Below are 25,063 nucleotides of genomic sequence, written 5' to 3'. Positions count from 1 at the left end.
CCCTCCCCCATTAAAGCCCGGCGTCCTTCAAGCGCGCGGCATGCTCGACAAATAACCGGATCGGCTCGGCGCCCTTACCCACCAGGCCCATGGACTGGTTGACGATATCGAAGTGGTCCAGGGCGTAGTCATCACCGATCACCAACCCAAGGTGCGAGCTGTAGCGCCCGACCATGCCGTCGCACTGGCCCTTCTCCCGCACGAAGCTGCGCGCGAACAAGCGGCAGCTTCGATTGCTCCCATCGAACAGGTTGCGCCCACGGTCGGTGATACCCGGTTGCAAGGTGCCCGACCATGAGTAATAGCGTACGCCGTTGACCTCCTCCGGGCCCTGCCCGCCCCATGTCTGCGGCAGACCTTGTGGGTACTGGCGATTGAACAGCGCCACCCCTTCGCGGGTGAGGGAAAGATGCGAGGCCCGCAGGTCCGCCTTGAAGCGCGGCCCGCGATAGCCGGTTTCCAGCACACCCATCACCCAGGCGACCAGATGAAACAGCGCACTGATGATGCGGCCTTTAACTCCGTCGGGCGGGTAATGCAGGTGGAAATGGTCGGCCAGTTCGGAGCCATGGTTGGGCCCGGCCACCGACGTCACCGATGCCACCCATTCGGGGCGCTTGGCCGCAGCATAACGCGCCGTGAGCGCGCCCTGGCTGTGGCCGATCAGGTTGACCTTGGCGAGGCCGGTCTCGCGACGAATGCGTTCGATGTGCGCCAGCAATTGCTCGCCACGCACCTCGCTGGAGTCGAGCGGCGCCACCTGCACAGGAAATACCTGCGCCCCGCCCGCCTGCAGCGCCGGAACGATGCCGTACCAGTAGGGAAACCACCCCAGGCGCACAAAGCCCAGCATGCCTGGCACCAGCACCAAGGGATAACGCGTGGCCAACGACTGCGACATGAAACGGGCATCCTCCAAACCTGATCCCAGCAGCCTAGCCCAACCTCAAGTCCGCATTATGACGTTGTCGGTAAATCCGATAAAACTTTTTGCTTCACTCAGGACTCACAACTTGGAGCTACCACGCCAGCAGAGCGTGGCGCAAAACCGGATTAGTCCCAGGAGATTGAGATGAACCAAGCAAACCTGACTGACGTCGCGACCCTACGCAGCCGCGCCCGCCAGAACGTTGAAAACGGCGCCGTGACCGAAGGCTATGAGGCCGACCGCGAAGAAATCATCCGCTTGCTCAACGCGTCGTTGGCCACTGAACTGGTCTGCGTGCTGCGTTACAAGCGTCACTACTTCATGGCCAGCGGTATCAAAGCCTCCGTCGCCGCCGATGAGTTCCTTGAGCACGCGACCCAGGAAGCCGAGCACGCCGACAAACTCGCCGAACGCATCGTGCAGTTGGGTGGCGAGCCGGAGTTCAACCCCGACCTGCTGTCGAAAAACTCCCACGCTCAATACGTGGCCGGCAAGGACCTCAAGGAAATGGTCTACGAGGACTTGGTGGCGGAGCGTATTGCGGTGGACAGCTATCGCGAAATCATCCAATACATCGGCGATAAAGACCCGACCACCCGCCGCCTGTTCGAGGAGATTCTGGCGCAGGAAGAAGAGCATGCCGACGACATGGCGGATATCCTCGAAAGCCTGTAATCGTTAACATCGCAATACCTATGTGGGAGGGCTTGCCCTCCCACATCAGTTTCTCGGTTACCACCGTTACTTAACGGTTTTCGGCGCTTTACCTTCCTTCATCTGCTGCAGTAGCGGCGCACATTGGTTGGGTTCATCACCGCTCGGTGCGACCAACGCCAACAAGCCGGCAGCCGGACCGGCAATCACACCCAGCGCAACCATGCCCGCCCCCCGCAATGCCAGCGGAATGGCCTTGACCCCGGCGTTGGGCTTGATAAACGGCCCGTTGACGTACAGCGGCGAACGCAGGGAGAACAGGCGGAAGCCTTTAGACTCCGGCGTGATGGTCAGGTCCAACTGCTCCGTGGCCATATTCGCGGTGCCGTCGATGTAGATAATGGCGTTCTCGGTGTCGAACACAAACAGCCGCGTGGTCGCCAAGCCCGTCTTGATGCCGAAATCGGCAGCCGCGCAGTTGATCTTCACTTCTTTGTCGCCGAACAATCGACCCACCACGTAGTTGCCCACGTTGAGCCCGGCGATTTCCATCAGGCCACGGCTGATGGCGCCATCGTTGATCAACATCTTCAGGTCGCCATTGGAAGTGCCCAGCAGCGCCGCCACGGAGTTGCCACGCCCGGAAATATCCGCATCGCCGTTGAGCTCGCCGAAGCTGGTTTTCATCGGTTCGAAGGTTGGGAACAACTGCTTGAGCTTGAAGTTGCGCGCGGTGAGCTTGGCACGGCCTTCCATCGGCGTGGTACGGCCGTTCAGGCTGATCTGCGCGTCCAGCTTGCCGCCCGCCACGCCGAAACGCAGGGGTTCGAGGCTGAGCTGGCCGTCATTGAGAACCAAGTGGGTATAGAGGTCGGTGAAGGGCAGCTCGGCGCTGTGCACGATGCGTTTGCCGGTGAACTCCACGTCGGCGTCCATATCGCGCCAGCGGTCGGTGCGGAACTCTTCCACCGGCAGCACTTTGGTTGCCGGCTGCTTGCTCGCGCCGCCACGGGCTTTTTGCTTGGCGTTGGAGTCTGCGCCGATCAAGGGGGCAAGATCGGCCATCAACAGTTGGTTGGAGATCAAGGTACCGGTGAGCTTTGGCCGTGGCTGGCTGGCTACGTAGCCCAGGTCACCGTGGATATCGCTGTTGCCGATCTTGCCGTTGAAGTTTTCGTAGCGAAAGGACGCGCCGCTGGTTTCATGCAGCTTGGCGATCAGATGGCCGTCGGTGGAATAGGCCGGCGAGTCCGGCAGGGTCACACCGGTCAACGGGTACAGGTTGCCCAGGCTGCTGCCGGAGAGCTTCAGGCGCAGGTCCAGGGCTCCAAGGTTCAGCGGATCGGTGAGGGTGCCGGCCAGGGCGATACTGGTGTCGGCCACCTTCACCTGAGCCTGCAGCGGGAAAGGCTTGGCCGCGTCCTGCAGCGCAAGCAGGCCACCGATCTTGCCGGTGCCGTCGAGTTTCTGGCCGTGATACTGGCCTTTGACCTTGAGACCGAACGCATAGTCCTGGGGCGCCGAGCCTTTTTCCAGGGCCTTCTTCGCATCGGCATCACCGACGATCTCGCCAAAGGGGATGGGTTTGCCGAGCGGGTCAATGATGACGTCCAGCTGGGTCTTCAGCGTCTGGTCATCAAGGGTCACATGGCCTTTGTCGAAGCCGATGGCACCGATGTCTACCACCCAGTTTGAAGGTTCGGCATTGGGATCCTTGGGGTCGAACTTGAAGGTCCAGTTGGCGCGGCCATCGGCCAGGCGCTGCAAGTCGGCACTCGGCTCGGTGAGGTCAATGCGTGGGATGACCACACGCTGCACCAGCAACGCCAAGGGCGAAATGCGCAACTCCACTTTCTTGAGCGTGACCATCTGCGGTTTTTTCGACCAGTCGGGGTTGCCCAGGGTCAGGTCTTCGGCGATCACGTGGGGCCACGGCACCCAGGCACGCCAGCCGCCTTCATCGGGCTCACGTTGCCACACCACCGCAAGGTTGCCATTGATGGCGAACGGGCGATGCAGCTCTTCCGAGACTTTGGCGTTGAGGGGCGGCTTGATGCGGTTCCAGTCAAAAAATGCCAGGACCATTACCACCACGGCGATTAACAGAACGAAGCTGGCGCAGCTCCAAACCACAATTTTACGAGTGCGCGTCATTGCACAGGACTCCTGAATACGACTGGCAAGGCTACTCCATTGGAGCAACTTATAAAGCTGTGACTGGCAAACCGCCCGGGGGTTTAACCGGTCTGCGGTTTTAGCCGAAAAAAGCCGTTTTCCTGACCGAACCGACAGTTTCAATCATCAACGGCGCACCATTGTTACCCGGGCTCGTGTCGAAAATACCCACCACGGTGCAAAACCGCGGGCTTGAGAGGCCCGCGCTAGAGCCTCTGCACGGAACAATCAATTCTGTTGATTATTACCATTGTGTTTATGAACTTTTATATCGACTTATCAAGAGTAGCATTAGCTCTGTACCCACTTTATCGCCCTCCCAAGGAGCAACTCTCATGAAACGCCAACTACTCGCTACCGTGTTGCTGTCCGTCCTGGCTTCCAGTGCGTTTGCCTTGCCAGCCGCCGAACAAGCCACCCCACAGAACAAAGCTCAAGTCATGCAATCCAGCCAGACCCTGGCCCGCAGCGGTTCGCAAGAAGAAGAGAACCGCGACTACGCCAAAGGTGCTGTTGCTGAAAACGGTTCGGAACACGCCAACAAACGCGCCTACACCGAAGGCGTTGCTGAAGGTGGCTATGATCGCCTGCAAGAGAAAGGTTTGGTAGAAGGCGGCGCTGAACAAGCCAACAAACGTGCCTACACCGACGGCGTTGCTGAAGGCGGTGCAGACCGTCTGCAAGAACTGCATCAAGCACAGAGCTGAGCCCGTGGTGGCCCGGAAAAAAGCCCGATCAGCCGATCGGGCTTTTGCTTTTATATAGACCGCATCACGCCTTGCTCCCGCCAAGTTCGACGCCGGCAAAGCGCTTTTGCTAGAGTGCATCGCTGTACTTGCCGACTAAGCCCTCCCGCTCATGCTGCCCCGCGCCGAACAGAAGCAACAGACCCGCCTCGCCCTGATGGACGCAGCCCGCCATCTGATGGAGTGTGGCCGAGGATTCGGCAGCCTGAGCCTGCGGGAAGTGACCAAGAAGGCGGGGATCGTGCCCACCGGTTTCTACCGGCACTTTGCCGATATGGACCAGCTTGGGCTGGCGCTGGTGAGTGAAGTCGGCCAGACCTTCCGCGCCACGATTCGCCTGGTGCGCCACAATGAATTCGTGATGGGCGGCATTATCGATGCCTCGGTGCGGATCTTTCTGGATGTGGTGTCGGCCAACCGCTCGCAGTTCCTGTTTCTGGCACGCGAGCAATACGGTGGCTGCCTGGCCGTGCGTCAAGCTATCGGCGCACTGCGCGAAGACATCACCCGCGACCTGGCCGCGGATCTCACGCTGATGCCCAAGTTGCAACACCTCGACGCCGAAGGCTTGCACGTGATGGCCGACTTGATCGTCAAAAGTGTCTTCGCCACCCTGCCCGACATCATTGATCCGCCCGCCCACGCGCTACCGCCGCACCTCACGCCCCAGGCGAAAATCACCCAGCAATTGCGCTTTATCTTCATCGGCTTGAAGCACTGGCAAGGCCTGGGCAGCACCGAATGACGCCATCACCCCGCCGGGTGAAAGCGCTTGGCCGTGGTGTAGTTCTTGTTCCAGTAACGGTTGCTCAACGAATCGATACGGATGTTCTTGCCGGTGCGCGGCGAATGGATAAATTTGCCCTCGCCTATATAAAGACCCACATGGCTGACCTGACCGCGCCCGTTACCTTTGAAAAACACCGCGTCCCCAGGCTTGAGGGCGTTGCGTTTGATGGTCGGGGCCGAGGAACGGTGCATCGCCGCCGTGGTGCGTGGTATCTGGATACGGGCTTGCGTCTTGAACAGGTAGACCAGAAAGCTGCTGCAATCGAAGCCCTGTTGCACCGAAGTGCCACCCCATTTGTAAGGTGTGCCCAGCAGTTCATGGGCGCGGTCGACGACATCGTCGATGGCCGTTTCCTTCAGCGAGGTACTGAAGGTGGGGTGGGGCTGCAAGGAAGCCGAAGCCGATGAAATGACAAAAGACAGGCTGATAAGCACTAAACAACACAATGATCTAAACATGATGAACGTCGCAGTGGATTAAACACGGCGCACAGCCTAATGATCATGTCGGTAATGTTTTGAACGGAGAATCCTGAAGGCTTGTAGGGCAAATCCGAAAACGCCCACAGTGGGTGCATCAGGCCAATTCACGCACCAATTTAGAGCGCCCAAGGAATCCACCGACGCCCTATTAGGTGGCGTCGCTGTACTTACCTACAGGCAATTCCTACTCCCCCTCGAGGTTGGCAAGCCCCTTGCTCTAGCTGTTTCATCGCTCATAGCTGGAAGCTCTCTGATGCTGGTGATCCACCGCCGAATCGCCCCACAAGCCCTCTGGGCCGCCGAGTTGCTGCTGAACTTTGAGGCGCGCAGCAAAAGCCGCCTGCGCTGTTTCAGTGCCGACGGTGAAGACGTCGGCCTTTTCCTGGAGCGTGGTCAGCCACCGCTGCACGATGGCGAATTCCTGCAGGCTGAAGACGGACGCGTCGTACGCGTGTGTGCCCGGCCTGAACAACTGCTGCACGTCACCTGCAGCAGTGCCTTTGAATTGACGCGTGCGGCTTACCACCTGGGCAACCGCCATGTGGCATTGCAGGTAGGCGACGGCTGGCTGCGCCTGCTCGATGACTATGTGCTCAAGGCCATGCTCGAACACCTGGGTGCGCAAACGCAAACCATCGAAGCGCCCTTTCAACCGGAGCATGGTGCCTATGGCGGTGGTCATCATCACTCGCGCCATGGCGATGAAGATTTCAACTACCCGCCCAAGCTGCACCAGTTCGGCGTGCGTCTATGAACCCAGCCTGGGCGCTGCTGCGTCTGGCCAGTCCGCAATTGCCGATTGGCGGCTACAGCTATTCCCAGGGGCTGGAGATGGCCGTGGAAAATGGCCGGGTCAAGGATGCGGCCAGCGCCCATGGATGGATCAGCGACCAGTTGCTGCTCAACCTCGCCCGCTTCGAAGCCCCTCTGTTGCTCGCCCATTGCAACGCAGCCGCTGCGCAGGATTGGCCGCGCCTCGCGCAGTTGTATGAAGAACACCGCGCCAGCCGTGAGACCCGCGAGCTGTATCAGGAAAGCCGTCAGATGGGCTATTCCCTGCAACAACTACTCAACGGCCTGCCCGAACTGGACGACGCAGCCCGTACATTTCTTGAACCGTGCGCCGAACCGCATCTCGCCCTGGGTTGGGCGCTGGCGGCACGCGCCTGGAACATCAGCCCCGGCGACGCCCTGGCCGCCTGGCTGTGGAGCTGGCTGGAAAACCAATTGGCCGTGCTGATGAAAACCCTGCCGTTGGGGCAGCAGGCAGCTCAACGCCTGACCAGCCAATTGCTGCCGTTGCTGCAACAGGCCCAGCAGGATGCCACCGATATCGACCCCAACCACCTCGGCAGCGCCGCTTTCGGCCTGTCCCTGGCATGTATGGCCCATGAGCGCCAGTACAGCCGCCTGTTCCGCTCTTAGGAGCGGTTTATTTTGGAGAGACACATGAACACACAACCCCTGCGTGTCGGCATCGGCGGCCCGGTGGGCTCCGGCAAGACGGCCCTGACCCTGGCCCTGTGCCTGGCGCTGCGCGATCGCTACAACCTGGCGGTGGTCACCAATGACATCTACACCCGCGAAGATGCCGACTTCCTGGTGCGCAACCAGGCTTTGGCCCCCGAACGCATTATCGGCGTGGAAACCGGCGGCTGCCCGCACACGGCGATTCGTGAAGATGCCTCGATCAACCTGGAGGCGGTGGACCAGCTCAACCGGCGTTTCCCCGGCCTGGACTTGATTCTGGTGGAGTCCGGCGGCGACAACCTGTCGGCGACGTTCAGCCCGGAGCTGTCGGACCTGACCATTTATGTGATCGATGTGTCCGCCGGCGACAAACTGCCGCGCAAAGGCGGGCCGGGTATCTGCAAATCCGACTTGTTGGTGATCAACAAGATCGACCTGGCGCCGCTGGTGGGCGCCTCGCTGGAATTGATGAACAGCGATACCCAGCGCATGCGCAACGGTAAACCCTTTGTATTCAGCAACCAGAAAACCGGCGTCGGCCTGGATGACATCGTCGCCTTTATCGAACGTCAGGGTTTGCTGACTGCCGCCTGATCCCCCACAAGGAGTCTGTTATGAACCTCAAGAAACTCTTCGCCGCCGCCAGCCTGCTGCTGGCCCCCGCCCTCGCGTTCGCCCACCCGGGCCACGGCGACAACGGCCTGGTGGCCGGCATCAGCCACCCACTGGGCGGTATCGACCATTTGCTGGCGATGGTTGCGGTCGGCCTATGGGCGGCGCAGCAAAAAGGCAATGCGCGCTGGGCACTGCCCTGTACCTTTGTCGGCACCATGCTGATCGGCGGCCTGCTGGGCTTCGAAGGGCTGCAGTTGCCGGCACTGGAAAGCGGGATTGCCGCCTCGGTGCTGGCATTGGGCCTGGCCGTAGCACTGGCGGTGCGGCCGCCGTTGTTCGTGGCCGTCGGGGCGACGGCGTTGTTTGCGCTGTTCCATGGTGTGGCGCATGGTTTGGAACTGCCGGATATGTCCAGCCCTTGGGCGTATGCAGCTGGGTTCGTCGGTGCGACTGCGGCACTGCACGCTGCCGGTTATGCCGTGGTGCGCTTCCTGCCGACGGCGGCAGCGCCGTTGGTGCGGGTGGCCGGGGCAGCGTCGGCGGCGACTGGGGGGTGGCTGCTTTTCGGCTAAAAGCTGCAAGTTGCAAGCTGCGAGTAAAAGCTGATTTGCGCTTACTTGCAGCTTGCCGCTAACAACTTGCGACGGCCCCTCTGCTACCATGCGCGCCTACACCCCTGCCGTGACGACGCCAGCTGATGCCCATCGCTTCCCAACCTTCCTTGAATTCCGTGCTCACGCACTTCCATGACCTGATCGTGCCCCTCTGGCAAGGCCCGGGCTGGAACGCCGACCTCGCGCTGCCCTACGAGGCGCTGGATGCCGACCACCGGCCACTGCCCCCGCAACGCTACCGCGCCATGGCCTGTGCCCGGCAGTTGTACCTGTTCGCCAGCCTGATCGGTGAGCCCGACAGCGCCTTTGCCGAAGAGCGCGCAGCGGCGCTGTTCCGCTCCCTGCAACGGCATTTCCACGACGCCGAGCACGGTGGCTGGTTCTACAGCATCGACGCGGCCGGCCAGCCGCTGGACAAGCGCAAAGACCTGTACACCCACGCCTTCATCATCTTCGCCTGCGCCCACTACTGGGCGAAGGTGCGCGAGCCGTTGGTGGAGTCGGTGCTGAATGCCGCCCTGGCGGTGGTCGCCGAACGTTTCGCTACCGGCGACGGCCTGTACGAAGCGGTAGTGGAACGCAACTGGTCATCCCTCCAATCCGGCCCGTTGCAAAACCCGCTGATGCACCTGGCCGAAGGCTTCCTCGCCACGCTGGCGGTGCGTGAAGACGCTGTCACACAAGACGCGCTGCTGGATTTGGCAAGCGCTCTGCAGAAGCGTTTTATCGATCGTCAGCACGGCGTGATGATGGAGAAGCCACTGGGTGCTGTGGATAACTGGTTTGAGCCAGGGCACCAGTTCGAATGGTTCTTTTTGCTGGAATCGTCAGACGTCCTGCGCGGCACGCCGCTGCATGCATCGTTGACGCGGGCATTTGCCTACGCCGAGCTCAAGGGTGTGGATAAATCCAGCGGCGCGGTCAGTGGCATGCTTGCCCTCGACGGCAGCGTGCGCGACGGCACCCAACGGATCTGGGCGCAGGCTGAATACCTGCGCGCACTGACCTTGCGGCCAGGCAGCGAGGCCGTGTTGCAACGCCAATTGCTGGCGCTGCAACAACGCTTCCTGCATGAAAAAGGCTGGCATGAATGCCTGGATGCCAAGGGCGACGTGAGCCGACGGGACATGCCGTCGACCACGCCGTATCACTTGGCGACCTGCTACCAGGGACTTATGCAATCCACTTACGATCTGCGGTAAAGCTGATCGTCAGCCAGCGCGCCGCATCCGGCGTGCCGAGCCCTGTGGATATCTCTTCGCGCAGCCGGTCGAGGGTTGCGATGTTATCCACCGGGTAATCCGCCGGCAGCACCACGTGAATCTCGATAAACCGCGCCCGCCCGTGCTTTTGCACGTAAGACACGTAGTCGTCGAAGCCATGCCTGGCCTGGGCCGCGTCCATCACTTCGCGTACTTTGTCGTCCAACTGGTCGGGGGCGATCCCCAATACCTCACGCAGCGCCGGGCGCAGGATCTTGAAGGCCGGGGCCAGCATGCTCAGGGCCAGTAGAATCAAGATCAATGGGTCGACATACACGGCCCACTCGCCGTAGCCCTGGGACTTGAGCAACAGGGCAGCGAGAAAGCTGATCAGCAAGCCCACCGACAGCATCGCATCCACCAGCCAACTGATGTTGTCGAACTGGATCAGTGAAGATTTCAGCGTGCGATTGCGGTAGCGCACGTAGAAGAAGTAGGCGAATTCGACGACGGTAAACACCGCCGCATAAATGATCACCAACCCCAACTCGATCTCGCGTCCACCATTGATAATGCCGAACACGCCATTGAGGAACGCATAAATGGCGATCAGCAGCAGGAAACTGCCTTCGATCAGCAGGACCATGGGCTCCAAGTGCCAATAGCCGAACTGGAAGCGCTCGTTGCTTTTTTTGGCGATCAGCTTGGCCGTGATCAGCATCAACACCTTGATGGCGGTGGCGATCAGCGAGAAAAAGCCGTCGAATAAAATGGATTGGGCGCCAGAAATCACACCCGTGACAATCCCGGCGATCGCCACGGCGAACATCAGGATGGTCGATTGTTTGAGCAGTGCCTGCTCACCTCGGTTACTCACATTTCCTCCCGTCAAAACCTGAATCCGCACGATGCGGAGGGGCTTTCAGGCGGCGGAGTATACCTTATGCCGTGTTTTGGCCGATTTGACGCCATCGGGAGCAAGCCCGATGGCCAGTCAGTCGAGACCTTCTGTAGGAGCGAGCTTGCTCGCGAAAAACTCACAGGCGCCGTGTTCATCCAGGCAACACGCGTTATCGTTGACGTTTCTCGCGAGCAAGCTCACTCCTACAGGATGACAGCGACACGGTCTAAAGGCTTACTTGGCCCCGCGCTCAATCGCAAAACCAGCCCAGGTCTGGCTCACCGGCATCAGCTCCAGGCGGTTGATGTTCACATGCGCCGGCGTGTTCATCACCCAGAAGATCGTGTCGGCAATGTCCTGCGGCTGGATCGGCTCGGCGCCCGCATAAGTAGCGTCGTAGCGCGCCTGGTCCCCGCCGAAGCGCACCAACGAAAACTCACTCTCACACAAGCCCGGCTCGATATTGGTCACACGCACGCCGGTACCTTGCAGGTCGCAACGCAAGTTCAGCGAGAACTGCTTCACGAATGCCTTGGAACCGCCATACACATGGCTGCCAGGGTACGGGTAGTTACCGGCGATGGAGCCCAGGTTGATGATACCGGCACCGCGGCCGTAGGCGATCAGGCGTGGCAGCAGCAGGTTGGTGGTGGTCAACAGGCCCTTGATGTTGGTGTCGACCATGGTCTCCCAATCGTCGAGGTTGCACTTGGGCGCAGGGTCGGTCCCCACAGCCAGACCGGCGTTGTTGATCAGCCCGCGCAGCTTGGCGAACGAAGGCGGCAAATTGGCGATGGCGTCTTCCATACCCTTGCGATCCCGTACGTCCACCACCAGGCCGTGCACTTCAGTCTGCTTGGAAAGCTCTTCGACCAGAGCATTCAAGCGGTCGGCACGACGGCCGGTGAGCACCAGTTTCCAACCGGCGTCGGCAAAACGACGGGCACAGGCTTCGCCAAAACCTGAAGTTGCGCCAGTAATAAACAGCGTGTCGGACATGGTGTTCTCCTTGCGGGCATCGAGGGGAAAAAATCAGCCAGCAGAATGCCCTTACCCCGGGATTGCGGCAACCGTTAAGCACACACTTTGCGCCACAGCTGATCACTTTTTAACCATATCAAGCAAACCCCTATGAACCGTGGCCTGCAGCTACATGCACGCAGGTTATCCACAGCTGCGCCCACAGTCTTTGGGGGCAAGTAAAAACAGCTCAGGCCGCTCTACACAAGGGCTCCAGACTGTTTTAGAAAGTTTTTTGCTTGACCTGAGCGGGGGCGTATGTAGGCCCGGGATGAAAGAGAAAATCCGAGCGATGGCTCCAGGCCAGTCAGTTCGGCCTCTGCGGCAGTCTTTCCAGAGTTTAATCACAGACTTATCCACAGGCCTTACCGACACAAACCGGTCATATACCTGTGTCTTTAAACAGGTTGACAAACCTCATGAGTTGTCGCGAAAAAGACCCTGATCAAAAAATGACCATCGCGCTACAAGCCACGCCGTTAAAGGCCTCCAGACAGCTACTACCACGTTACCCACAGCCGGTTCCACAGCGGATGGGGACAAGTCAAAACTGTGACAAAACAGGGATTTGCGGCGGCTATATGTCGCGCTTTGGAGGGTGGCTGGATTTGTTTTCCACAATTTCGAAAGCAACCCAAAAAACCAATATGGGAGGGGGCTTGCTCCCGATAACGGTGTCAGCATCAGGTGTGCTGACTGATACACCGCCATCGGGAGCAAGCCCCCTCCCACAGGGTACTGCGTGGTTATTCAGATCAGTGGCCACCCAGGTAAGCGTTGCGCACTTCCTCATTCACCAGTAATTCCTTACCGGTGCCTGTCAGGCGAATCTCCCCGTTGACCATCACATAGGCTCGGTCCGATAGGCGCAGCGCATGGTTGGCGTTCTGCTCCACCAGGAAAATGGTCATCCCGGTGGACGCCAGCTCGCGCAGGGTGGAGAAGATCTGCTTCACCACGATGGGCGCCAGGCCCAGGCTCGGCTCATCCAACAGCAACAACTTGGGCCGGCTCATCAGCGCACGGGCGATAGCGAGCATTTGCTGTTCGCCGCCAGACATGGTCATCGCACGTTGGGTACGCCGCTCCTTGAGCCGCGGGAACAGTTCGAACATGCGCTGCATGTCTTCCTGCGCGTACTTGTCACCAATGGGGATGGTGCCCATCAGCAGGTTTTCCTCAACGGTCATGTCGGGGAACACCCGCCGCCCTTCCGGCGACTGTGCAATGCCATTGGAGGCGATGTAGTGAGACGACTTGTGGGTAATGTCGATGCCGTTGTAGAGGATCTGGCCCGACTCGGCCCGTGGCTGGCCGAAGATCGACATCAGCAGCGTGGATTTCCCCGCGCCGTTGGAGCCGATCAGGCTGACGGTTTCGCCTTCATTGATGTGCAGCGAGACTTTCTTCAGGGCCTGGATCGGACCGTAGTACACGTCCAGGTCTTTCATTTCGAGGATAGGTGCACTCATGCCAGCTCCTCCTCGTCGGCGCCCAGATAGGCGGCAATCACTTTCGGGTCGTTGCGGATCGCGTCCGGCCCCCCTTCGGCAATCACGTTACCGTGGTCGAGCACCACGATGTGGTCGGAAATACTCATCACCATGCCCATGTCGTGTTCGATCAGCACCACCGTGAGGTCGTGTTCGTCGCGCAGCAGGCGAATCATCGCGCTGAGGGCTTCGGTTTCCTGGGGGTTGAGGCCTGCTGCCGGTTCGTCCAGGCAGATGATCTGCGGCCGGGTGCACATGGCACGAGCGATTTCCAGGCGGCGCTGCTGGCCGTAGGAGAGCTCGCCGGCCAAGCGGTTGGCGCAGTCCACCAGGTCCACCACTTCCAGCCAGTAGAAGGCGTGGTCCAATGCGTCGCTTTCGGCCTTACGGTAGCCCTTGGTGTTGAGGATGCCCGCGAGCATATTGCGGTTGACCCACATGTGCTGGGCCACCAGCAGGTTTTCCACCACCGACATTTCCTTGAACAGGCGAATGTTCTGGAAGGTGCGTGCCAGACCTGCACGGTTCACCAGGTGGGTGCCGCCGAACATCTTGTAGTACACCCGGCTGAAGAAGCTTTTCGGCGATACGAAGTCGACGGGCTGGAAGCGTTCACCGAGCAACTGGATCACGTTGGTCTGCTTGCCGCGCACGTTGAGTTCGATTTTGCCGCCGCTGGCTTTATAGAAACCGGTGAGGCAGTTGAACACGGTGGTCTTGCCCGCACCATTGGGGCCGATCAGGGCGAAGATCGAGTTGCGTTCGACCTTGAGGCTCACATCGCTCAAGGCCTTGATGCCACCGAAGTGCATCATCAGGTTTTCCACGGACAGCACGATTTCCTTGCTCATGGTGCGACCCCCTTGCGTGGCGTCACACCCGTGCGGCTGATCCGAATCAAGCCGCGTGGGCGCCAGATCATCATCACCACCATCAACACGCCAAACAGCAGCACGCGGTATTCGGAGAAGCTACGCAGCAGTTCCGGCGCGACAGTCAGGACGAACGCCGCGATGACCACGCCCACCGTCGAACCCATGCCGCCCAATACCACGATGGCCAGGATCAGCGCCGACTCGAAAAAGGTGAACGACGACGGGTTGACGAAACCCTGGTAGCTGGCAAAGAACACCCCGGCCAAACCGGCAGTGGAAGCACCGATGGTGAACGCCGAGAGCTTGACCAGCACATGGTTCAGGCCCATGGAGCGGCAGGCGATCTCGTCTTCACGCAGCGCTTCCCAAGCACGGCCGACCGGCATGCGGGTCAGGCGATGCTTGATGTACAGCACGGCCAGCACCACCAGGAACAGCACGATATAGATGAACATGAATTTGATGTTGGGGTTGTAGTCGATGCCGAAGAACTCGTGGAACGGCACCCCGCCATCCTTCGCACGCTTGCCGAATTCGAGGCCGAGAAAGGTAGGCGATGGCACCGGCAAGCCGTTCGGGCCACCGGTGAACGACAGCCAATTGTTCAGCACCAGCCGGATGATTTCACCGAAGCCCAGGGTCACGATAGCCAGGTAGTCACCGTGCATTCGCAACACCGGGAACCCGAGAATGCACCCCGCCAATGCCGCCGCGATGGCCGCCAATGGCAGCACCGTCCAGAACCCCAGCCCAAGGTATTGATAACCCAGCGCCAAGCCATAGGCACCGATGGCGTAGAACGCCACGTAACCCAGGTCGAGCAAACCGGCCAGCCCCACCACGATATTGAGGCCAAGGCCCAGTAATACGTAGATCAGCCCGAGGATCACCACGGTCAGCAGGTACTTGTTGGCGAAAATCGGGAACACGATGGCAATCACGATCAGTGCCGGGATGATCCAGCGCAGCCGCGACTTGTAATCCGGTGCCAGCACGTGCACGCCGGAACCGCTGCTCTCGAAACCCTGCAGGATCTTCACGCCCTTAGGGGTTTGCAGGAACAGACTCATGGCGAAGCGACCGGCCATCACGATGGCGACCAGCAAGCCCACGCGGGCCGGTTCCAGGTTGAAGCTGTAGCCGTCGAGGACCACGCCGACGATGGGACCGAACACGATCAGCGAAATCAGCCCGGCGAGGACCGTATCGACCACACTTTTCTTGATATCGATAGATTTGGCAGCAGACATGTTTACACCTTCGCCACAAGTGGGCGACCAAGCAGGCCCTGGGGACGGAAAATCAGAATCACCACCAGCAGGGAGAAACTGAACACGTCTTTGTAGTCAGAGTTGATCAACCTCGAGAACAACGACTCGGAGATACCGAGGATGATCCCGCCCAACATCGCCCCAGGCAGGGAGCCGATGCCGCCGAGTACCGCTGCGGTGAACGCCTTGATGCCGATGATGAAGCCGGCGTAGAAGTCGAAGGTGCCGTAGTTGAGGGTGATGAGCACGCCGGCCAGCGCGGCCATGGCGGCGCCGATGACGAACACGTAGGAGATCACCCGGTCGGTGTTGATGCCCAGGATCGAGGCCATCTTGCGGTCTTGCTGGGTGGCGCGGCACATGCGGCCGAGCTTGGTGTACTTGATCACGTAGGTCAGCAGAGCCATGCCCGCAAAGGCAGCGACCAGGATGAACACCTTGGTGTACGTGAGCTGGACGAACCCGCTGCCGATGTCGACACGCCAGGCCCCGGCCAGCAGGGTCGGAATACCTTGTTGCTTGGCGCCCTGGGCGATCTGCGCGTAGTTCTGCAGGATCAGGGAGATCCCGATGGCGCTGATCAGCGGTGCCAGGCGGGTGGAGTTACGCAGGGGTTTGTAGGCGACACGCTCGATGACCCAACCGTAAACGCCAGTGACGACCACGGTGAAGATCAAGGTGCCGAGAATGAGCAGCGGGAAGGATTCGATGCCGAAGTAAGCCAGCAGTGCCAGACTGATCGCCGCGAGGTAAGCGGAAATCATATAAACCTCGCCGTGGGCGAAGTTGATCATGCCAATGATGCCATAGACCATTGTGTAGCCGATGGCGATCAGGCCATAGACCGACCCGAGGGTCAGGCCGTTGACCAGTTGCTGCAGGAAAATACCATCCATAACGCAATCTCACGCGGTGAGCACCTGCACACCGGTGGGTGTGCGGCACTTCTGGAGGAAAAAACAGATCTCAATAACAACCCCACTTCCTGCGGGAGGGGGCTTGCTCCCGATTGCGTTGGGTCAGTCATGCATGTGCGGCTGACACTGCGCTATCGCGAGCAAGCTCCTCCCACATTGGAACTGGGGTGCTCAGGCTTACTTCTGCTTTTCCAACTGATGGTATTTGCCGTCTTTATCCCACTCGTAAACCACGTAGTCGGAGACTTTCAGGTCGCCCTTGGCATCCCAGGCTTTTTCGCCCATGACGGTTTTCACCGGGTGAGCCTTGAGCCATTTGGCGGCGTCTTCGCCCTTGTTGGACTTGGCACCGTTGAAGCCGGCGGCCAGGGCCTGGATCGAGGCGTAGGCGTACAGGGTGTAGCCTTCCGGCTCATAACCGGCCTTACGGAACTCATCCACCACGGCTTTGCTGTCAGGCAGCAAGCGCGGGTCGGCGCCGAACGTCATGAGGACACCGTCTACGTACTGGTTGCCGCCGGCCGTTTTCGCCAGTTCGTCTGTCACTACGCCGTCATCGGACATGAACTTGGCTTTGAGGCCCGCTTCACGAATCTGACGAACCAAAGGACCGGCTTCCGGGTGCAGGCCGCCGAAGTACACAACGTCGGCGTCCAGGGAGCGGATCTTGGTGACCAGGGCGCTGAAGTCTTTCTCGCCACGGGTCAGACCTTCTTCCAGCACAGGCTTCACGCCGCGCTTGGTCAACTGGGCAGCGGTGGCGTCGGCCAGGCCTTTGCCGTAGGTGTCCTTGTCGTTGATGACGGCGACTTTCTTGCCCTTGAGCACGTCGACGATGTAATCGCCGGCGACGATACCTTGCTGGTCGTCCCGCCCGCACATACGGAACATGGCGCCCAGGCCGCGTTCGGTCACTTGTGGGTTGGTGGAGCCTGGGGTAATCGCGATGATGCCCGCTTCGTCGTAGACCTCGGATGCCGGGATGGTGTTGGACGAGCAGAAGTGCCCGACCACGCCGATCACTTTGTCCTGGTCAGCCAGGCGGTTGGCAACGGCCACGGCCTGCTTGGGCTCACACGCGTCATCACCGGCTACCAGCTTGATCTGCTCGCCGTTGATACCGCCGGCCTTGTTGATGACATCGGCCGCCGCCTGGGCACCCTTCATGTACTGCTCACCGAAAGCTGCGTTGGCGCCCGTCATCGGGCCGGCCACGCCAATCTTCACATCAGCTTGAACAAACGTAGAAACACCCAGCGCCGCTGCGACGGCGAGAGCCAGAAAACCTTTCTTGTAAAACGTCTGGGACATGAGTGGTGCTCCGATATTTTTGATTTTTGGCACGACAACTTGCATTCAAACTTTCCACTTAAAGCCCAGAGCAAGGCGCGTGCCATTACGTTTTTATTCTTCAAAAAGACACGGTGTCATTGTTATTGCGGGCGTTTCGGCTCCTTTCGCCAGGACGTGCAACCGTCTAGCTTGAGGAGGTGCAACCTTTGCAGCGAAAAAGTACAACCCAAGCAGGTCGCACCTGCAACCAGACCGATAAACGACAGTTCCTACAGCTGTAACAACGTGCGTAACGGAACTGCACATTTACAGTGCGCGATTGCTACGACTTGCACCAATACAGATGGGTAGCCTGCTAAGAAAATGCAGGCTTTTGACAGGTATCTCGCCGATCAGATCACGATCCTTAGGCATTGCCCCGCGTGATACAGCGAGAATCCGGCTTCATACAGGCAACTGCGCAGGCCCACCCCGGCCAACGGTTGCATCGGTGCAAAGGGAATCGGCAACGCCTGGGGATTCTGGTGACACAGGTAGTCGGCGAACGCCTTGCCGACCACGCTGCCGGTGGTCACGCCACGCCCGTTATAGCCCGTGACGGCCACCAGGCCCGGGGCAGGCTCGAACAGCCGCATCAAATGGTCCGGGGTGAAGGCAATGCAGCCGGTCCAGGTGTATTCCCACTGCACCGATTTGAGGTACGGGAAGTAGTGCTGCTGCACCCGATCGGCCCACGCCTTGAGGAACCACGTCGGTTTCTGACTGCCGTTGCCCAGGCTGCCGAGCAACAGGCGCCCGTCGGCATCGCGACGGATGCTGCTGAGCACCTGCCGCGTATCCCAAGAGCCCTGCCCACCGGGGAGGATTTGTTGGGCGACGTCGTCCGTCAGCGGGGCCGAAGCGACCTGGTAGTAATAACCGGGGAAAAAGTTGCGGCGCAGCTCGGTCCATTCACCCTCGGTGTAGGCATTGGACGCGATCACCACCTGTGCCGCCTGCACAGCGCCTTGCGCGGTCTGCACGGACCACTGCGCGCCCTGGCGCTCAAGCCGGGTGACCGGAGAATGGTCAAACAGCTGCCCACCCAGGCCCACCGCGGCATTCGCCAATCCCGTGGTGTAGGCCATTGGGTTCAAGGTGCCGGCACGTCGATCCAGCAGCGCGGCGGCGATCTTGCGGGTGCCCGTGGCCTGTTCGCAAGCCTGCCCGGTGAGCAACTCGACCGGCGCGCCACGGCGCTTCCATTGTTCTTCACGACTGCGCAAATCCGCCTCACCACGAGCGTTGTGCGCCATGTGCAAGGTGCCTTCACGGCGCAATTGGCAATCGATGTTGTATTTGTCGACCAGACTGAATACCAGGGACGGCGCCGCGCCCAACATGCGGTTGAGCTGGCTGCCCACCGCTTCGCCGAAACCGGCTTCGATCTCGTCCGGCGGGATCCACATGCCGGCGTTGACCAGCCCGACGTTACGCCCCGAACCGCCGTGGCCGGTGCGATGAGCTTCCAGTACGGCGACACTTTTGCCCTGCTCCAGCAAGTGAACGGCAGCCGACAACCCTGTGATCCCGGCGCCGATTACGCACACATCCACCTTGAGTTCGCCGCTGAGCGCAGCGCGATCGGGCCGGCCGGGCGTGAGGTGTTCCCACAAACATGCTTCGCGTAGTGCCATTGCCAGACTCCGATGAGACCTAACAAACAACTGAATTCAGTTTCGACCTGGTAAACCAATCAATGTGGGAGCGGGCCCGCTCCCACATTTTTAACCGCGTTTCGACAGGGGTCAGTCGAAAGTGACGCCTTGGGCCAGCGGCAACTCCAGCGAGTAGTTGACGGTGTTGGTCTGGCGGCGCATGTACCCGCGCCAGGCATCCGAACCCGATTCGCGCCCGCCACCGGTCTCTTTCTCACCGCCAAACGCGCCGCCGATTTCCGCGCCGCTCGGGCCGATGTTGACGTTGGCGATGCCGCAGTCACTGCCCACCGCCGACATGAACTGCTCAGCTTCGCGCACGTCAGTGGTGAAGATGCACGAGGACAACCCTTGCGGCACGGCGTTGTTCAGGCGCAGGGCCTCGTTGAAGTCGCTGTAGCCGATCACATACAGGATCGGCGCGAAGGTTTCGGTGCACACCACGTCGCTTTGCTCGGGCATTTCCACGATGGCGGGCGACACGTAATAGGCGTTGGGGAATTTGTCTTCCAACTGACGCTTGCCGCCGAATACCTTGCCGCCCTCACTCAGGGCCTGCTCCAGGGCGTCCTGCATATTCTCAAAACCGTGCTTGTCGATCAGCGGCCCGATCAGGTTGCCTTCCAGCGGGTGGCCAATGCGCACTTTGGAGTAGGCGGCCTTGAGACGGGTGACGATTTCTTCCTTGACCGACTCATGGGCGATCAGGCGACGCAAGGTGGTGCAACGCTGCCCGGCGGTGCCGACGGCGCTGAACAGGATGGCACGCACGGCCATGTCCAGGTCGGCGCTCGGGCCGAGGATCATGGCGTTGTTACCGCCCAGTTCGAGGATGCTGCGGGCAAACCGCGCGGCGACTTTGGGTGCCACTTCGCGGCCCATGCGGGTGCTGCCGGTGGCGCTGATCAGTGCTACACGCGGGTCATCCACCAGCGCGACGCCAGCATCGCGGCCGCCGATGATGACTTGGCTCAGGTACGGCGGTGCATCGCTGAAATTCTTCAGTACGCGCTCGAACAGCGCCTGGCAGGCCAGGGCGGTGAGCGGGGTCTTTTCCGACGGTTTCCAGATCACCGCGTTACCGCACACCAGCGCCAGCGCCGTGTTCCACGCCCACACGGCCACCGGGAAGTTGAACGCGCTGATCACACCGACCACGCCCAGCGGGTGCCAGGTTTCCCGCATGTGGTGGCCGGGGCGCTCGGAGGCGATGGTCAAGCCATACAACTGGCGGGACAGGCCGACGGCGAAATCGCAGATATCGATCATCTCCTGCACTTCACCCAAGCCTTCCTGGGTGATCTTGCCCGCCTCCCACGACACCAGCTCGCCCAGGTCGGCCTTGTATTCGCGCAGCACATCACCGAACTGGCGCACCAGCTCGCCACGCCGCGGGGCCGGCACCTTGCGCCAGGCTTCGAATGCATGCTCGGCGCGACTGACCTGTTGCTCTACCTCGGCGGCACCTTCCCAATGCACGCTGCCGATACGGCTGCCATCGATCGGCGAATGCACGGGTTGTTTACCCGACTGGTACAACGCCGGGTTTACCCCGAGACGGTCAAGCAATGCGGCAACCATGGGTCGCTCCTTCAATCTGCAAACAGAAAATTCGCGCCGCGGCCAGCACGGCGATCCAGAGCTTATTTGTAGCTGGCCCAAGACTTGCCAACAAACGACGATTAGGCGAGATATCATTCCGTTTATTCATGCAAAGCATAAAAAGAGGCACGCCGTGCTGAACAAAAGACATTTGCCCTCGATCACCGCCCTGCAGTGTTTCGAAGCCGCCACCCGCCATTTGAGCTTTACCCGCGCGGCGGAGGAGTTGAACCTCACGCAGAGCGCGGTGAGCAAGCAAGTGGCGCAGTTGGAAGAACTGCTGCAACACCTGCTGTTCCGCCGCGTGCGCCGCCGCCTGCAGATGACGCCGGCGGGGGATCTGTACCTGGTGGAAGTGCGCAAGATCCTTACGCAGGTGGAGATGTCCACCCACTACCTGCGCTCCTACGGCGGCGAGACCGAGGTGTTGCGCGTATCCACGCCCTACACCTTCGGCGCACGCTGGCTGGTGCCACGCCTGAAGGGTTGGCGGCTGCGCCATCCGCAGATCCACCTCGACCTGTGCAACGAACAGGACCCCGATGAACTGCTGCAAGGCAAGGCCGACATGGCCTTCTACTTCGGCCAGGGCTCACGCCCCGGCACCGAGAGCCTGAGACTGTTCAGCGAGGAACTGGTACCGGTGTGCGCGCCGGAGAGCCTGCCGGCCAAACCGTTCAGCGATCCCACCCAACTGAGCGAGCTGGTCCTGCTGCAAAACGCCTCACGCCCCCAGGGCTGGCACGACTGGTTCGCCAGCCAGGGCTACCAGACCGAACACAGCTACCATGGGCCACGTTTCGACACGTTCTATATGTGCATTCGTGCGGCGCAGGTGGGTTGTGGCGTGGCGCTGCTGCCGCGTTTTCTGGTGGAGGAGGAATTGGCCGAGGGCAAGCTGGTAATTCCCTGGCAGCATGCAATGCCAAGCCAGGATGCGTATTACCTGGCCTATCCGGAGCATTCGGCGGAGGTGCCGAAAGTCCGCGAGTTTGTGAAGTGGATGATGGAGCAAGTCGAATCAGTTTGAGGCACGTCGCCTGCAAGCCAGTGGCCTTGGCAAAAAAATGACTGGCAAAACCCCACGGGTCTATGCGCCACTAGTGCCATTCCTTAATAGAGCGTAAAGGCCGGCGCCCATCGCCGACCCATTTGGAGACTCCCATAATGAGCGAGAGTGTGTTTGCCGATCGCATCGTGCAGAACCTGCTCGACACCGACTTCTACAAGCTGACCATGATGCAGGCGGTGCTGCACAACTACCCAAACGTGGAAGTTGAATGGGAATTCCGTTGCCGTAACAGCGAAGACCTGCGCCCGTACCTGGCGGAAATCCGCTACCAGATCGAGCGTCTCGCCGAACTGAGCCTGAGCCAGGACCAACTAGGCTTCCTGGAGCGCATCAGCTTCATGAAGCCGGATTTTTTGCGCTTTCTCGGGCTATTCCGCTTCAACCTGCGTTACGTGCAGACCGGCATCGAGAACGGCGAGTTGTTCATCCGCCTGCGCGGGCCGTGGCTGCACGTGATCCTGTTTGAAGTGCCGATGCTGGCCATCGTCAGCGAAGTGCGTAACCGCTATCGCTACCAGACCGTGATCCTCGAACAGGCCCGCGAGCAGTTGTATCGCAAATTCGACTGGCTCACCGACAACGCCAGCAGCGACGAGCTGTCGGAGTTGCAAGTGGCCGACTTCGGCACGCGCCGACGCTTCTCGTACCGGGTGCAGGAAGAAGTGGTCAATGTGCTCAAGCACGACTTCCCCGGTCGATTCGTCGGCACCAGCAACGTGCACCTGGCCCGGGAGCTGGGCATGAAACCGTTGGGCACCATGGCCCATGAGTGGATCATGGCGCACCAGCAACTGGGCCCGCGCCTGATCGACAGCCAGATCGCCGCGCTCGACTGCTGGGTCCGCGAATACCGTGGTCTATTGGGCATCGCCCTGACCGATTGCATCACCACCGACGCGTTCCTCAGCGACTTCGATTTGTATTTCGCCAAGCTGTTCGATGGCCTGCGCCACGATTCCGGCGACCCTGTGCAATGGGCCGAGAAAGCCATCGCCCACTACCACAAGCTCGGTATCGAGCCGATGAGCAAGACCCTGGTGTTCTCCGACAGCCTGACACTGCCCAAGGCCCTGGAGATATTCCGGGCGCTGCGAGGTCGGATCAATGTGAGCTTCGGCATCGGCACCAACCTGACCTGTGATATTCCAGGGGTTGAGCCGATGAGCATCGTGCTTAAAATGACGGCCTGCAATGGCCAGCCCGTCGCGAAAATCTCTGATGAAGCGGGCAAGACTCATTGCACCGATCCGAACTTCGTCGCCTATTTGCGTCACGTTTTCAAAGTACCTGCCCTATCCAGCAAGGAGTGAATCATGCAAGCCGTACAGCGTGAGATTGCGCAGCAGCTCAAGGTCCAAGCGCCGTTCAAAGACCAGGCCGCCCTTGAGGCCGAAGTGGCTCGCCGCGTGGCTTTTATCCAGGATTGCCTGCGCAATTCCGGGCTCAAGACGTTGGTGCTGGGTATCAGCGGCGGCGTCGACTCCCTGACCGCAGGCCTGTTGGCCCAGCGCGCCATGAAGGAACTGCGCGCCACCACCGGTGACGAGGCCTACCGCTTTATCGCCGTGCGCCTGCCTTACGAAACCCAGTTCGACGAACTCGATGCCCAGGCTTCGGTGGACTTTATCGAGCCGGATGAGCGCCACACCGTGAACATCGGCCCGGCGGTGAAAGCCCTGGCCAATGAAGTGGCGGCGTTTGAAGGCAAGGCGGCGGTGTCCCGCGATTTCGTGCTGGGCAATACCAAGGCACGCATGCGGATGGTGGCGCAATACACCATCGCCGGCGCGGCAGGTGGCCTGGTGATTGGCACCGACCATGCGGCAGAAGCGGTAATGGGCTTTTTCACTAAGTTCGGTGACGGGGCCTGTGATTTGGCACCGTTGAGCGGGCTGGTGAAAAATCAGGTACGAGCGATTGCACGCCACTTTGGCGCGCCGGAGTCGTTGGTGGAGAAGGTTCCGACTGCCGACCTGGAAGACCTGTCGCCGGGCAAGCCGGACGAGGCGTCCCACGGGGTGACGTACGCCGAGATCGATGCGTTCCTGCACGGTGAGCCGGTACGCGAGGAAGCGTTCAAGATCATCTGCGACACCTATCGCAAAACCGAGCACAAGCGGGTCATGCCGTTTGCGCCGTGAGGTGAACCAGACAGTCTCCTAGAGGTTGTCAGAGCGCATTCGCGAGCAAGCCCGCTCCCACATTTGGCCGCGTTCTCATGCTGGAACTCGGTCAGGTGTGGGAGCGGGCTTGCTCGCAAATAAATAACGATAACGCGGTGTTACTTGACGGTCACAGTGCCTTTCATCATCGAGATGTGGCCTGGGAACGAGCAGAAGAACGCGTAATCAGTACCCGCCGCCAGCTTCGACACGTCGAACGTCACCGAGTCTTTCTCGCCGGCACCGATGATCTTGGTGTGGGCGATGATGCGGGTGTCGCCGTCTTTCAGGTAGTTCTTGTCGATACCGGCGGCCATGCCGTCGCTGGCAACGCCAGGCATGTCGGCAGCCGAACTCAGCACCCAGTTATGGCCCATGACGTTTTTCGGCAAGTTGCCGGAGTGGGTCAGTTCCACGGTGAACGTCTTGCAGCTTTTGTCGATTTCAATGGCCTTGGTGTTAAAGGACATCTGATCAGTGGAGTCGACGGTGACCTTGCACTCTGCAGCAAGCAACTGGCCGCTCGCCAGAGTCAGCAGGGAAACAGCAACGAGTTTGGCAAACATGTGAATCTCCAAGGCAGGGTTTAAAAAACGCGTATTGCGACAAGGGTGCCTCAAGCAGGCAGAAATGTGTATGACCTGAGTCAACAAATTGTATACAACTTTAGGCTATCAGACTTATCGACACAATCAACCAGCCAAAGTGCCACACGCTGACTATGATCGGCCCATCACCCACTGGAGTCCGAGCCATGCACCTCAACCAACTCTTCAACGGCCTGTTCGCTGCCTACGCCTGCGGTAAGTGAAGGCCAAGCGCGCTGCTAAGCTGATACCATGGCAACCCAAGGCAGCTGCACGCCGCCACCCTCACCTTCGACCCTAGAGGATCGCCCATGGCCAAACCTAATTACTCCTTCGCCAAACGTCAGAGAGACCTGGCCAAGGAGCAGAAGAAAGAGGAAAAACTGCAACGCAAGAAAGCCGCTGCAGAAGGAGAGACCGACGGTCTGAACCAGGATGTGGATACTGAAGAGACGAACGACGCGTCTGAAACACCAAAAGATCCGGCTGAATAAATT

The 25,063-nt window shown here is 60.2% G+C and carries 25 protein-coding genes; 12 read left to right on the top strand and 13 right to left on the bottom strand.

The genetic code is table 11. From position 1 onward, the window contains the following. Positions 1-10 precede the first annotated feature (10 nt). Complete coding sequence (locus M5B97_RS18605; RefSeq protein WP_248732272.1) at positions 11-901, bottom strand: triacylglycerol lipase; 891 nt, start codon at positions 899-901, stop codon at positions 11-13. Positions 902-1,072: 171 nt separating this feature from the next. Between M5B97_RS18605 and M5B97_RS18600 the strand changes: the two genes are divergently transcribed. Next, positions 1,073-1,603, top strand: coding sequence for a ferritin-like domain-containing protein (locus M5B97_RS18600; RefSeq protein WP_134660980.1), 531 nt, complete (start codon positions 1,073-1,075; stop codon positions 1,601-1,603). 66 nt (positions 1,604-1,669) lie between these two features. On the opposite strand, the gene M5B97_RS18595 is transcribed toward M5B97_RS18600, so the two are convergent. After that, positions 1,670-3,736 carry an AsmA family protein gene (locus tag M5B97_RS18595; RefSeq protein WP_123716086.1) on the bottom strand — a complete coding sequence of 689 codons (2,067 nt, stop codon included), beginning with the start codon at positions 3,734-3,736 and terminating at the stop codon, positions 1,670-1,672. Between the two features lie 356 nt (positions 3,737-4,092). Here M5B97_RS18595 and M5B97_RS18590 point away from each other — a divergent pair, with 356 nt between their 5' ends. After that, complete coding sequence (locus M5B97_RS18590) at positions 4,093-4,464, top strand: hypothetical protein (protein WP_123716087.1); 372 nt, start codon at positions 4,093-4,095, stop codon at positions 4,462-4,464. A gap of 151 nt (positions 4,465-4,615) precedes the next feature. Next, positions 4,616-5,248 carry a TetR family transcriptional regulator gene (locus tag M5B97_RS18585; RefSeq protein ID WP_123716088.1) on the top strand — a complete coding sequence of 211 codons (633 nt, stop codon included), beginning with the start codon at positions 4,616-4,618 and terminating at the stop codon, positions 5,246-5,248. Between the two features lie 5 nt (positions 5,249-5,253). Here M5B97_RS18585 and M5B97_RS18580 read toward each other — a convergent pair whose 3' ends face one another. Then, positions 5,254-5,751, bottom strand: coding sequence for a C40 family peptidase (locus M5B97_RS18580; RefSeq protein WP_123716089.1), 498 nt, complete (start codon positions 5,749-5,751; stop codon positions 5,254-5,256). Between the two features lie 277 nt (positions 5,752-6,028). On the opposite strand from M5B97_RS18580, the gene ureE reads away from it, so the two are divergent. The 5 genes from ureE to M5B97_RS18555 all read left to right on the top strand — a co-directional run bounded on the left by ureE (position 6,029) and on the right by M5B97_RS18555 (position 9,676). Continuing rightward, entirely contained in the window at positions 6,029-6,529 is a 501-nt protein-coding gene (ureE, locus tag M5B97_RS18575) for an urease accessory protein UreE (protein WP_248732271.1), read from the top strand. Then, entirely contained in the window at positions 6,526-7,200 is a 675-nt protein-coding gene (locus M5B97_RS18570; RefSeq protein WP_248732270.1) for an urease accessory protein UreF, read from the top strand. The genes ureE and M5B97_RS18570 overlap by 4 nt, the downstream gene beginning before the upstream one ends. Positions 7,201-7,224: 24 nt before the next feature. After that, entirely contained in the window at positions 7,225-7,839 is a 615-nt protein-coding gene (gene ureG, locus M5B97_RS18565) for an urease accessory protein UreG (RefSeq protein ID WP_003188109.1), read from the top strand. A gap of 20 nt (positions 7,840-7,859) precedes the next feature. Further along, positions 7,860-8,432: a HupE/UreJ family protein gene (locus M5B97_RS18560; RefSeq protein WP_248732269.1), complete on the top strand. Its 573-nt coding sequence runs from the start codon at positions 7,860-7,862 to the stop codon at positions 8,430-8,432. Between the two features lie 125 nt (positions 8,433-8,557). Further along, positions 8,558-9,676, top strand: coding sequence for an AGE family epimerase/isomerase (locus M5B97_RS18555; protein ID WP_248732268.1), 1,119 nt, complete (start codon positions 8,558-8,560; stop codon positions 9,674-9,676). Here M5B97_RS18555 and M5B97_RS18550 read toward each other — a convergent pair. From M5B97_RS18550 to M5B97_RS18510, 9 genes are all read right to left on the bottom strand, one after another. Then, complete coding sequence (locus M5B97_RS18550) at positions 9,648-10,553, bottom strand: cation diffusion facilitator family transporter (RefSeq protein ID WP_123716093.1); 906 nt, start codon at positions 10,551-10,553, stop codon at positions 9,648-9,650. The two genes, M5B97_RS18555 and M5B97_RS18550, sit on opposite strands and share 29 nt — an antisense overlap. A gap of 258 nt (positions 10,554-10,811) precedes the next feature. Beyond that, a complete protein-coding gene (locus M5B97_RS18545; RefSeq protein ID WP_134660987.1) occupies positions 10,812-11,576 on the bottom strand; it encodes an SDR family oxidoreductase in 765 nt (254 codons plus the stop codon). A gap of 776 nt (positions 11,577-12,352) precedes the next feature. After that, positions 12,353-13,069: an ABC transporter ATP-binding protein gene (locus M5B97_RS18540; protein WP_248732267.1), complete on the bottom strand. Its 717-nt coding sequence runs from the start codon at positions 13,067-13,069 to the stop codon at positions 12,353-12,355. After that, the gene (locus tag M5B97_RS18535; protein ID WP_060755080.1) at positions 13,066-13,941 is read right to left on the bottom strand and encodes an ATP-binding cassette domain-containing protein; all 876 of its coding nucleotides are present in this window, start codon (positions 13,939-13,941) and stop codon (positions 13,066-13,068) included. Before M5B97_RS18535 ends, M5B97_RS18540 begins: the two co-directional genes overlap by 4 nt. Beyond that, entirely contained in the window at positions 13,938-15,215 is a 1,278-nt protein-coding gene (gene livM / locus M5B97_RS18530; RefSeq protein ID WP_123716096.1) for a high-affinity branched-chain amino acid ABC transporter permease LivM, read from the bottom strand. Before livM ends, M5B97_RS18535 begins: the two co-directional genes overlap by 4 nt. Positions 15,216-15,217: 2 nt before the next feature. Continuing rightward, a complete protein-coding gene (locus M5B97_RS18525; RefSeq protein ID WP_248732266.1) occupies positions 15,218-16,132 on the bottom strand; it encodes a branched-chain amino acid ABC transporter permease LivH in 915 nt (304 codons plus the stop codon). Positions 16,133-16,330: 198 nt separating this feature from the next. After that, entirely contained in the window at positions 16,331-17,464 is a 1,134-nt protein-coding gene (locus M5B97_RS18520) for a branched-chain amino acid ABC transporter substrate-binding protein (RefSeq protein WP_123716294.1), read from the bottom strand. A 374-nt stretch (positions 17,465-17,838) separates the two neighbouring features. Further along, the gene (locus M5B97_RS18515) at positions 17,839-19,122 is read right to left on the bottom strand and encodes an FAD-binding oxidoreductase (RefSeq protein ID WP_248732265.1); all 1,284 of its coding nucleotides are present in this window, start codon (positions 19,120-19,122) and stop codon (positions 17,839-17,841) included. 111 nt (positions 19,123-19,233) lie between these two features. Next, positions 19,234-20,724, bottom strand: a complete 1,491-nt coding sequence (locus tag M5B97_RS18510; protein ID WP_248732264.1) for an aldehyde dehydrogenase family protein — start codon at positions 20,722-20,724, stop codon at positions 19,234-19,236. A 154-nt stretch (positions 20,725-20,878) separates the two neighbouring features. On the opposite strand from M5B97_RS18510, the gene M5B97_RS18505 reads away from it, so the two are divergent. The 3 genes from M5B97_RS18505 to nadE all read left to right on the top strand — a co-directional run bounded on the left by M5B97_RS18505 (position 20,879) and on the right by nadE (position 23,958). Beyond that, on the top strand, positions 20,879-21,775 hold the full coding sequence (locus tag M5B97_RS18505; protein WP_123716099.1) for a LysR family transcriptional regulator: 897 nt from the start codon (positions 20,879-20,881) through the stop codon (positions 21,773-21,775). 137 nt (positions 21,776-21,912) lie between these two features. Beyond that, positions 21,913-23,127, top strand: a complete 1,215-nt coding sequence (pncB, locus tag M5B97_RS18500) for a nicotinate phosphoribosyltransferase (RefSeq protein ID WP_248732263.1) — start codon at positions 21,913-21,915, stop codon at positions 23,125-23,127. 3 nt (positions 23,128-23,130) lie between these two features. After that, on the top strand, positions 23,131-23,958 hold the full coding sequence (nadE, locus tag M5B97_RS18495; RefSeq protein ID WP_123716101.1) for an ammonia-dependent NAD(+) synthetase: 828 nt from the start codon (positions 23,131-23,133) through the stop codon (positions 23,956-23,958). 140 nt (positions 23,959-24,098) lie between these two features. Here nadE and azu read toward each other — a convergent pair whose 3' ends face one another. Next, on the bottom strand, positions 24,099-24,545 hold the full coding sequence (gene azu, locus M5B97_RS18490) for an azurin (RefSeq protein WP_123716102.1): 447 nt from the start codon (positions 24,543-24,545) through the stop codon (positions 24,099-24,101). A 332-nt stretch (positions 24,546-24,877) separates the two neighbouring features. On the opposite strand from azu, the gene M5B97_RS18485 reads away from it, so the two are divergent. Beyond that, the gene (locus M5B97_RS18485; protein WP_134660994.1) at positions 24,878-25,060 is read left to right on the top strand and encodes a hypothetical protein; all 183 of its coding nucleotides are present in this window, start codon (positions 24,878-24,880) and stop codon (positions 25,058-25,060) included. The last annotated feature ends 3 nt before the right edge of the window (positions 25,061-25,063 follow it).

This window comes from Pseudomonas sp. MWU13-2517, from assembly GCF_023242545.1.
Classification (GTDB): domain Bacteria; phylum Pseudomonadota; class Gammaproteobacteria; order Pseudomonadales; family Pseudomonadaceae; genus Aquipseudomonas.
Note: the sequence above shows the minus strand (reverse complement) of the source record. Positions and strands in the feature narration are given on the sequence as shown.

Bases quoted from the DNA above. Each gene is read 5' to 3' on its own strand.
- M5B97_RS18605 (WP_248732272.1), bottom strand. From the start codon at position 901: ATGTCGCAGTCGTTGGCCACGCGTTATCCCTTGGTGCTGGTGCCAGGC.
- M5B97_RS18600 (WP_134660980.1), top strand. From the start codon at position 1,073: ATGAACCAAGCAAACCTGACTGACGTCGCGACCCTACGCAGCCGCGCC.
- M5B97_RS18595 (WP_123716086.1), bottom strand. From the start codon at position 3,736: ATGACGCGCACTCGTAAAATTGTGGTTTGGAGCTGCGCCAGCTTCGTT.
- M5B97_RS18590 (WP_123716087.1), top strand. From the start codon at position 4,093: ATGAAACGCCAACTACTCGCTACCGTGTTGCTGTCCGTCCTGGCTTCC.
- M5B97_RS18585 (WP_123716088.1), top strand. From the start codon at position 4,616: ATGCTGCCCCGCGCCGAACAGAAGCAACAGACCCGCCTCGCCCTGATG.
- M5B97_RS18580 (WP_123716089.1), bottom strand. From the start codon at position 5,751: ATGTTTAGATCATTGTGTTGTTTAGTGCTTATCAGCCTGTCTTTTGTC.
- ureE (WP_248732271.1), top strand. From the start codon at position 6,029: ATGCTGGTGATCCACCGCCGAATCGCCCCACAAGCCCTCTGGGCCGCC.
- M5B97_RS18570 (WP_248732270.1), top strand. From the start codon at position 6,526: ATGAACCCAGCCTGGGCGCTGCTGCGTCTGGCCAGTCCGCAATTGCCG.
- ureG (WP_003188109.1), top strand. From the start codon at position 7,225: ATGAACACACAACCCCTGCGTGTCGGCATCGGCGGCCCGGTGGGCTCC.
- M5B97_RS18560 (WP_248732269.1), top strand. From the start codon at position 7,860: ATGAACCTCAAGAAACTCTTCGCCGCCGCCAGCCTGCTGCTGGCCCCC.
- M5B97_RS18555 (WP_248732268.1), top strand. From the start codon at position 8,558: ATGCCCATCGCTTCCCAACCTTCCTTGAATTCCGTGCTCACGCACTTC.
- M5B97_RS18545 (WP_134660987.1), bottom strand. From the start codon at position 11,576: ATGTCCGACACGCTGTTTATTACTGGCGCAACTTCAGGTTTTGGCGAA.
- M5B97_RS18540 (WP_248732267.1), bottom strand. From the start codon at position 13,069: ATGAGTGCACCTATCCTCGAAATGAAAGACCTGGACGTGTACTACGGT.
- M5B97_RS18535 (WP_060755080.1), bottom strand. From the start codon at position 13,941: ATGAGCAAGGAAATCGTGCTGTCCGTGGAAAACCTGATGATGCACTTC.
- livM (WP_123716096.1), bottom strand. From the start codon at position 15,215: ATGTCTGCTGCCAAATCTATCGATATCAAGAAAAGTGTGGTCGATACG.
- M5B97_RS18525 (WP_248732266.1), bottom strand. From the start codon at position 16,132: ATGGATGGTATTTTCCTGCAGCAACTGGTCAACGGCCTGACCCTCGGG.
- M5B97_RS18520 (WP_123716294.1), bottom strand. From the start codon at position 17,464: ATGTCCCAGACGTTTTACAAGAAAGGTTTTCTGGCTCTCGCCGTCGCA.
- M5B97_RS18515 (WP_248732265.1), bottom strand. From the start codon at position 19,122: ATGGCACTACGCGAAGCATGTTTGTGGGAACACCTCACGCCCGGCCGG.
- M5B97_RS18510 (WP_248732264.1), bottom strand. From the start codon at position 20,724: ATGGTTGCCGCATTGCTTGACCGTCTCGGGGTAAACCCGGCGTTGTAC.
- pncB (WP_248732263.1), top strand. From the start codon at position 21,913: ATGAGCGAGAGTGTGTTTGCCGATCGCATCGTGCAGAACCTGCTCGAC.
- nadE (WP_123716101.1), top strand. From the start codon at position 23,131: ATGCAAGCCGTACAGCGTGAGATTGCGCAGCAGCTCAAGGTCCAAGCG.
- azu (WP_123716102.1), bottom strand. From the start codon at position 24,545: ATGTTTGCCAAACTCGTTGCTGTTTCCCTGCTGACTCTGGCGAGCGGC.
- M5B97_RS18485 (WP_134660994.1), top strand. From the start codon at position 24,878: ATGGCCAAACCTAATTACTCCTTCGCCAAACGTCAGAGAGACCTGGCC.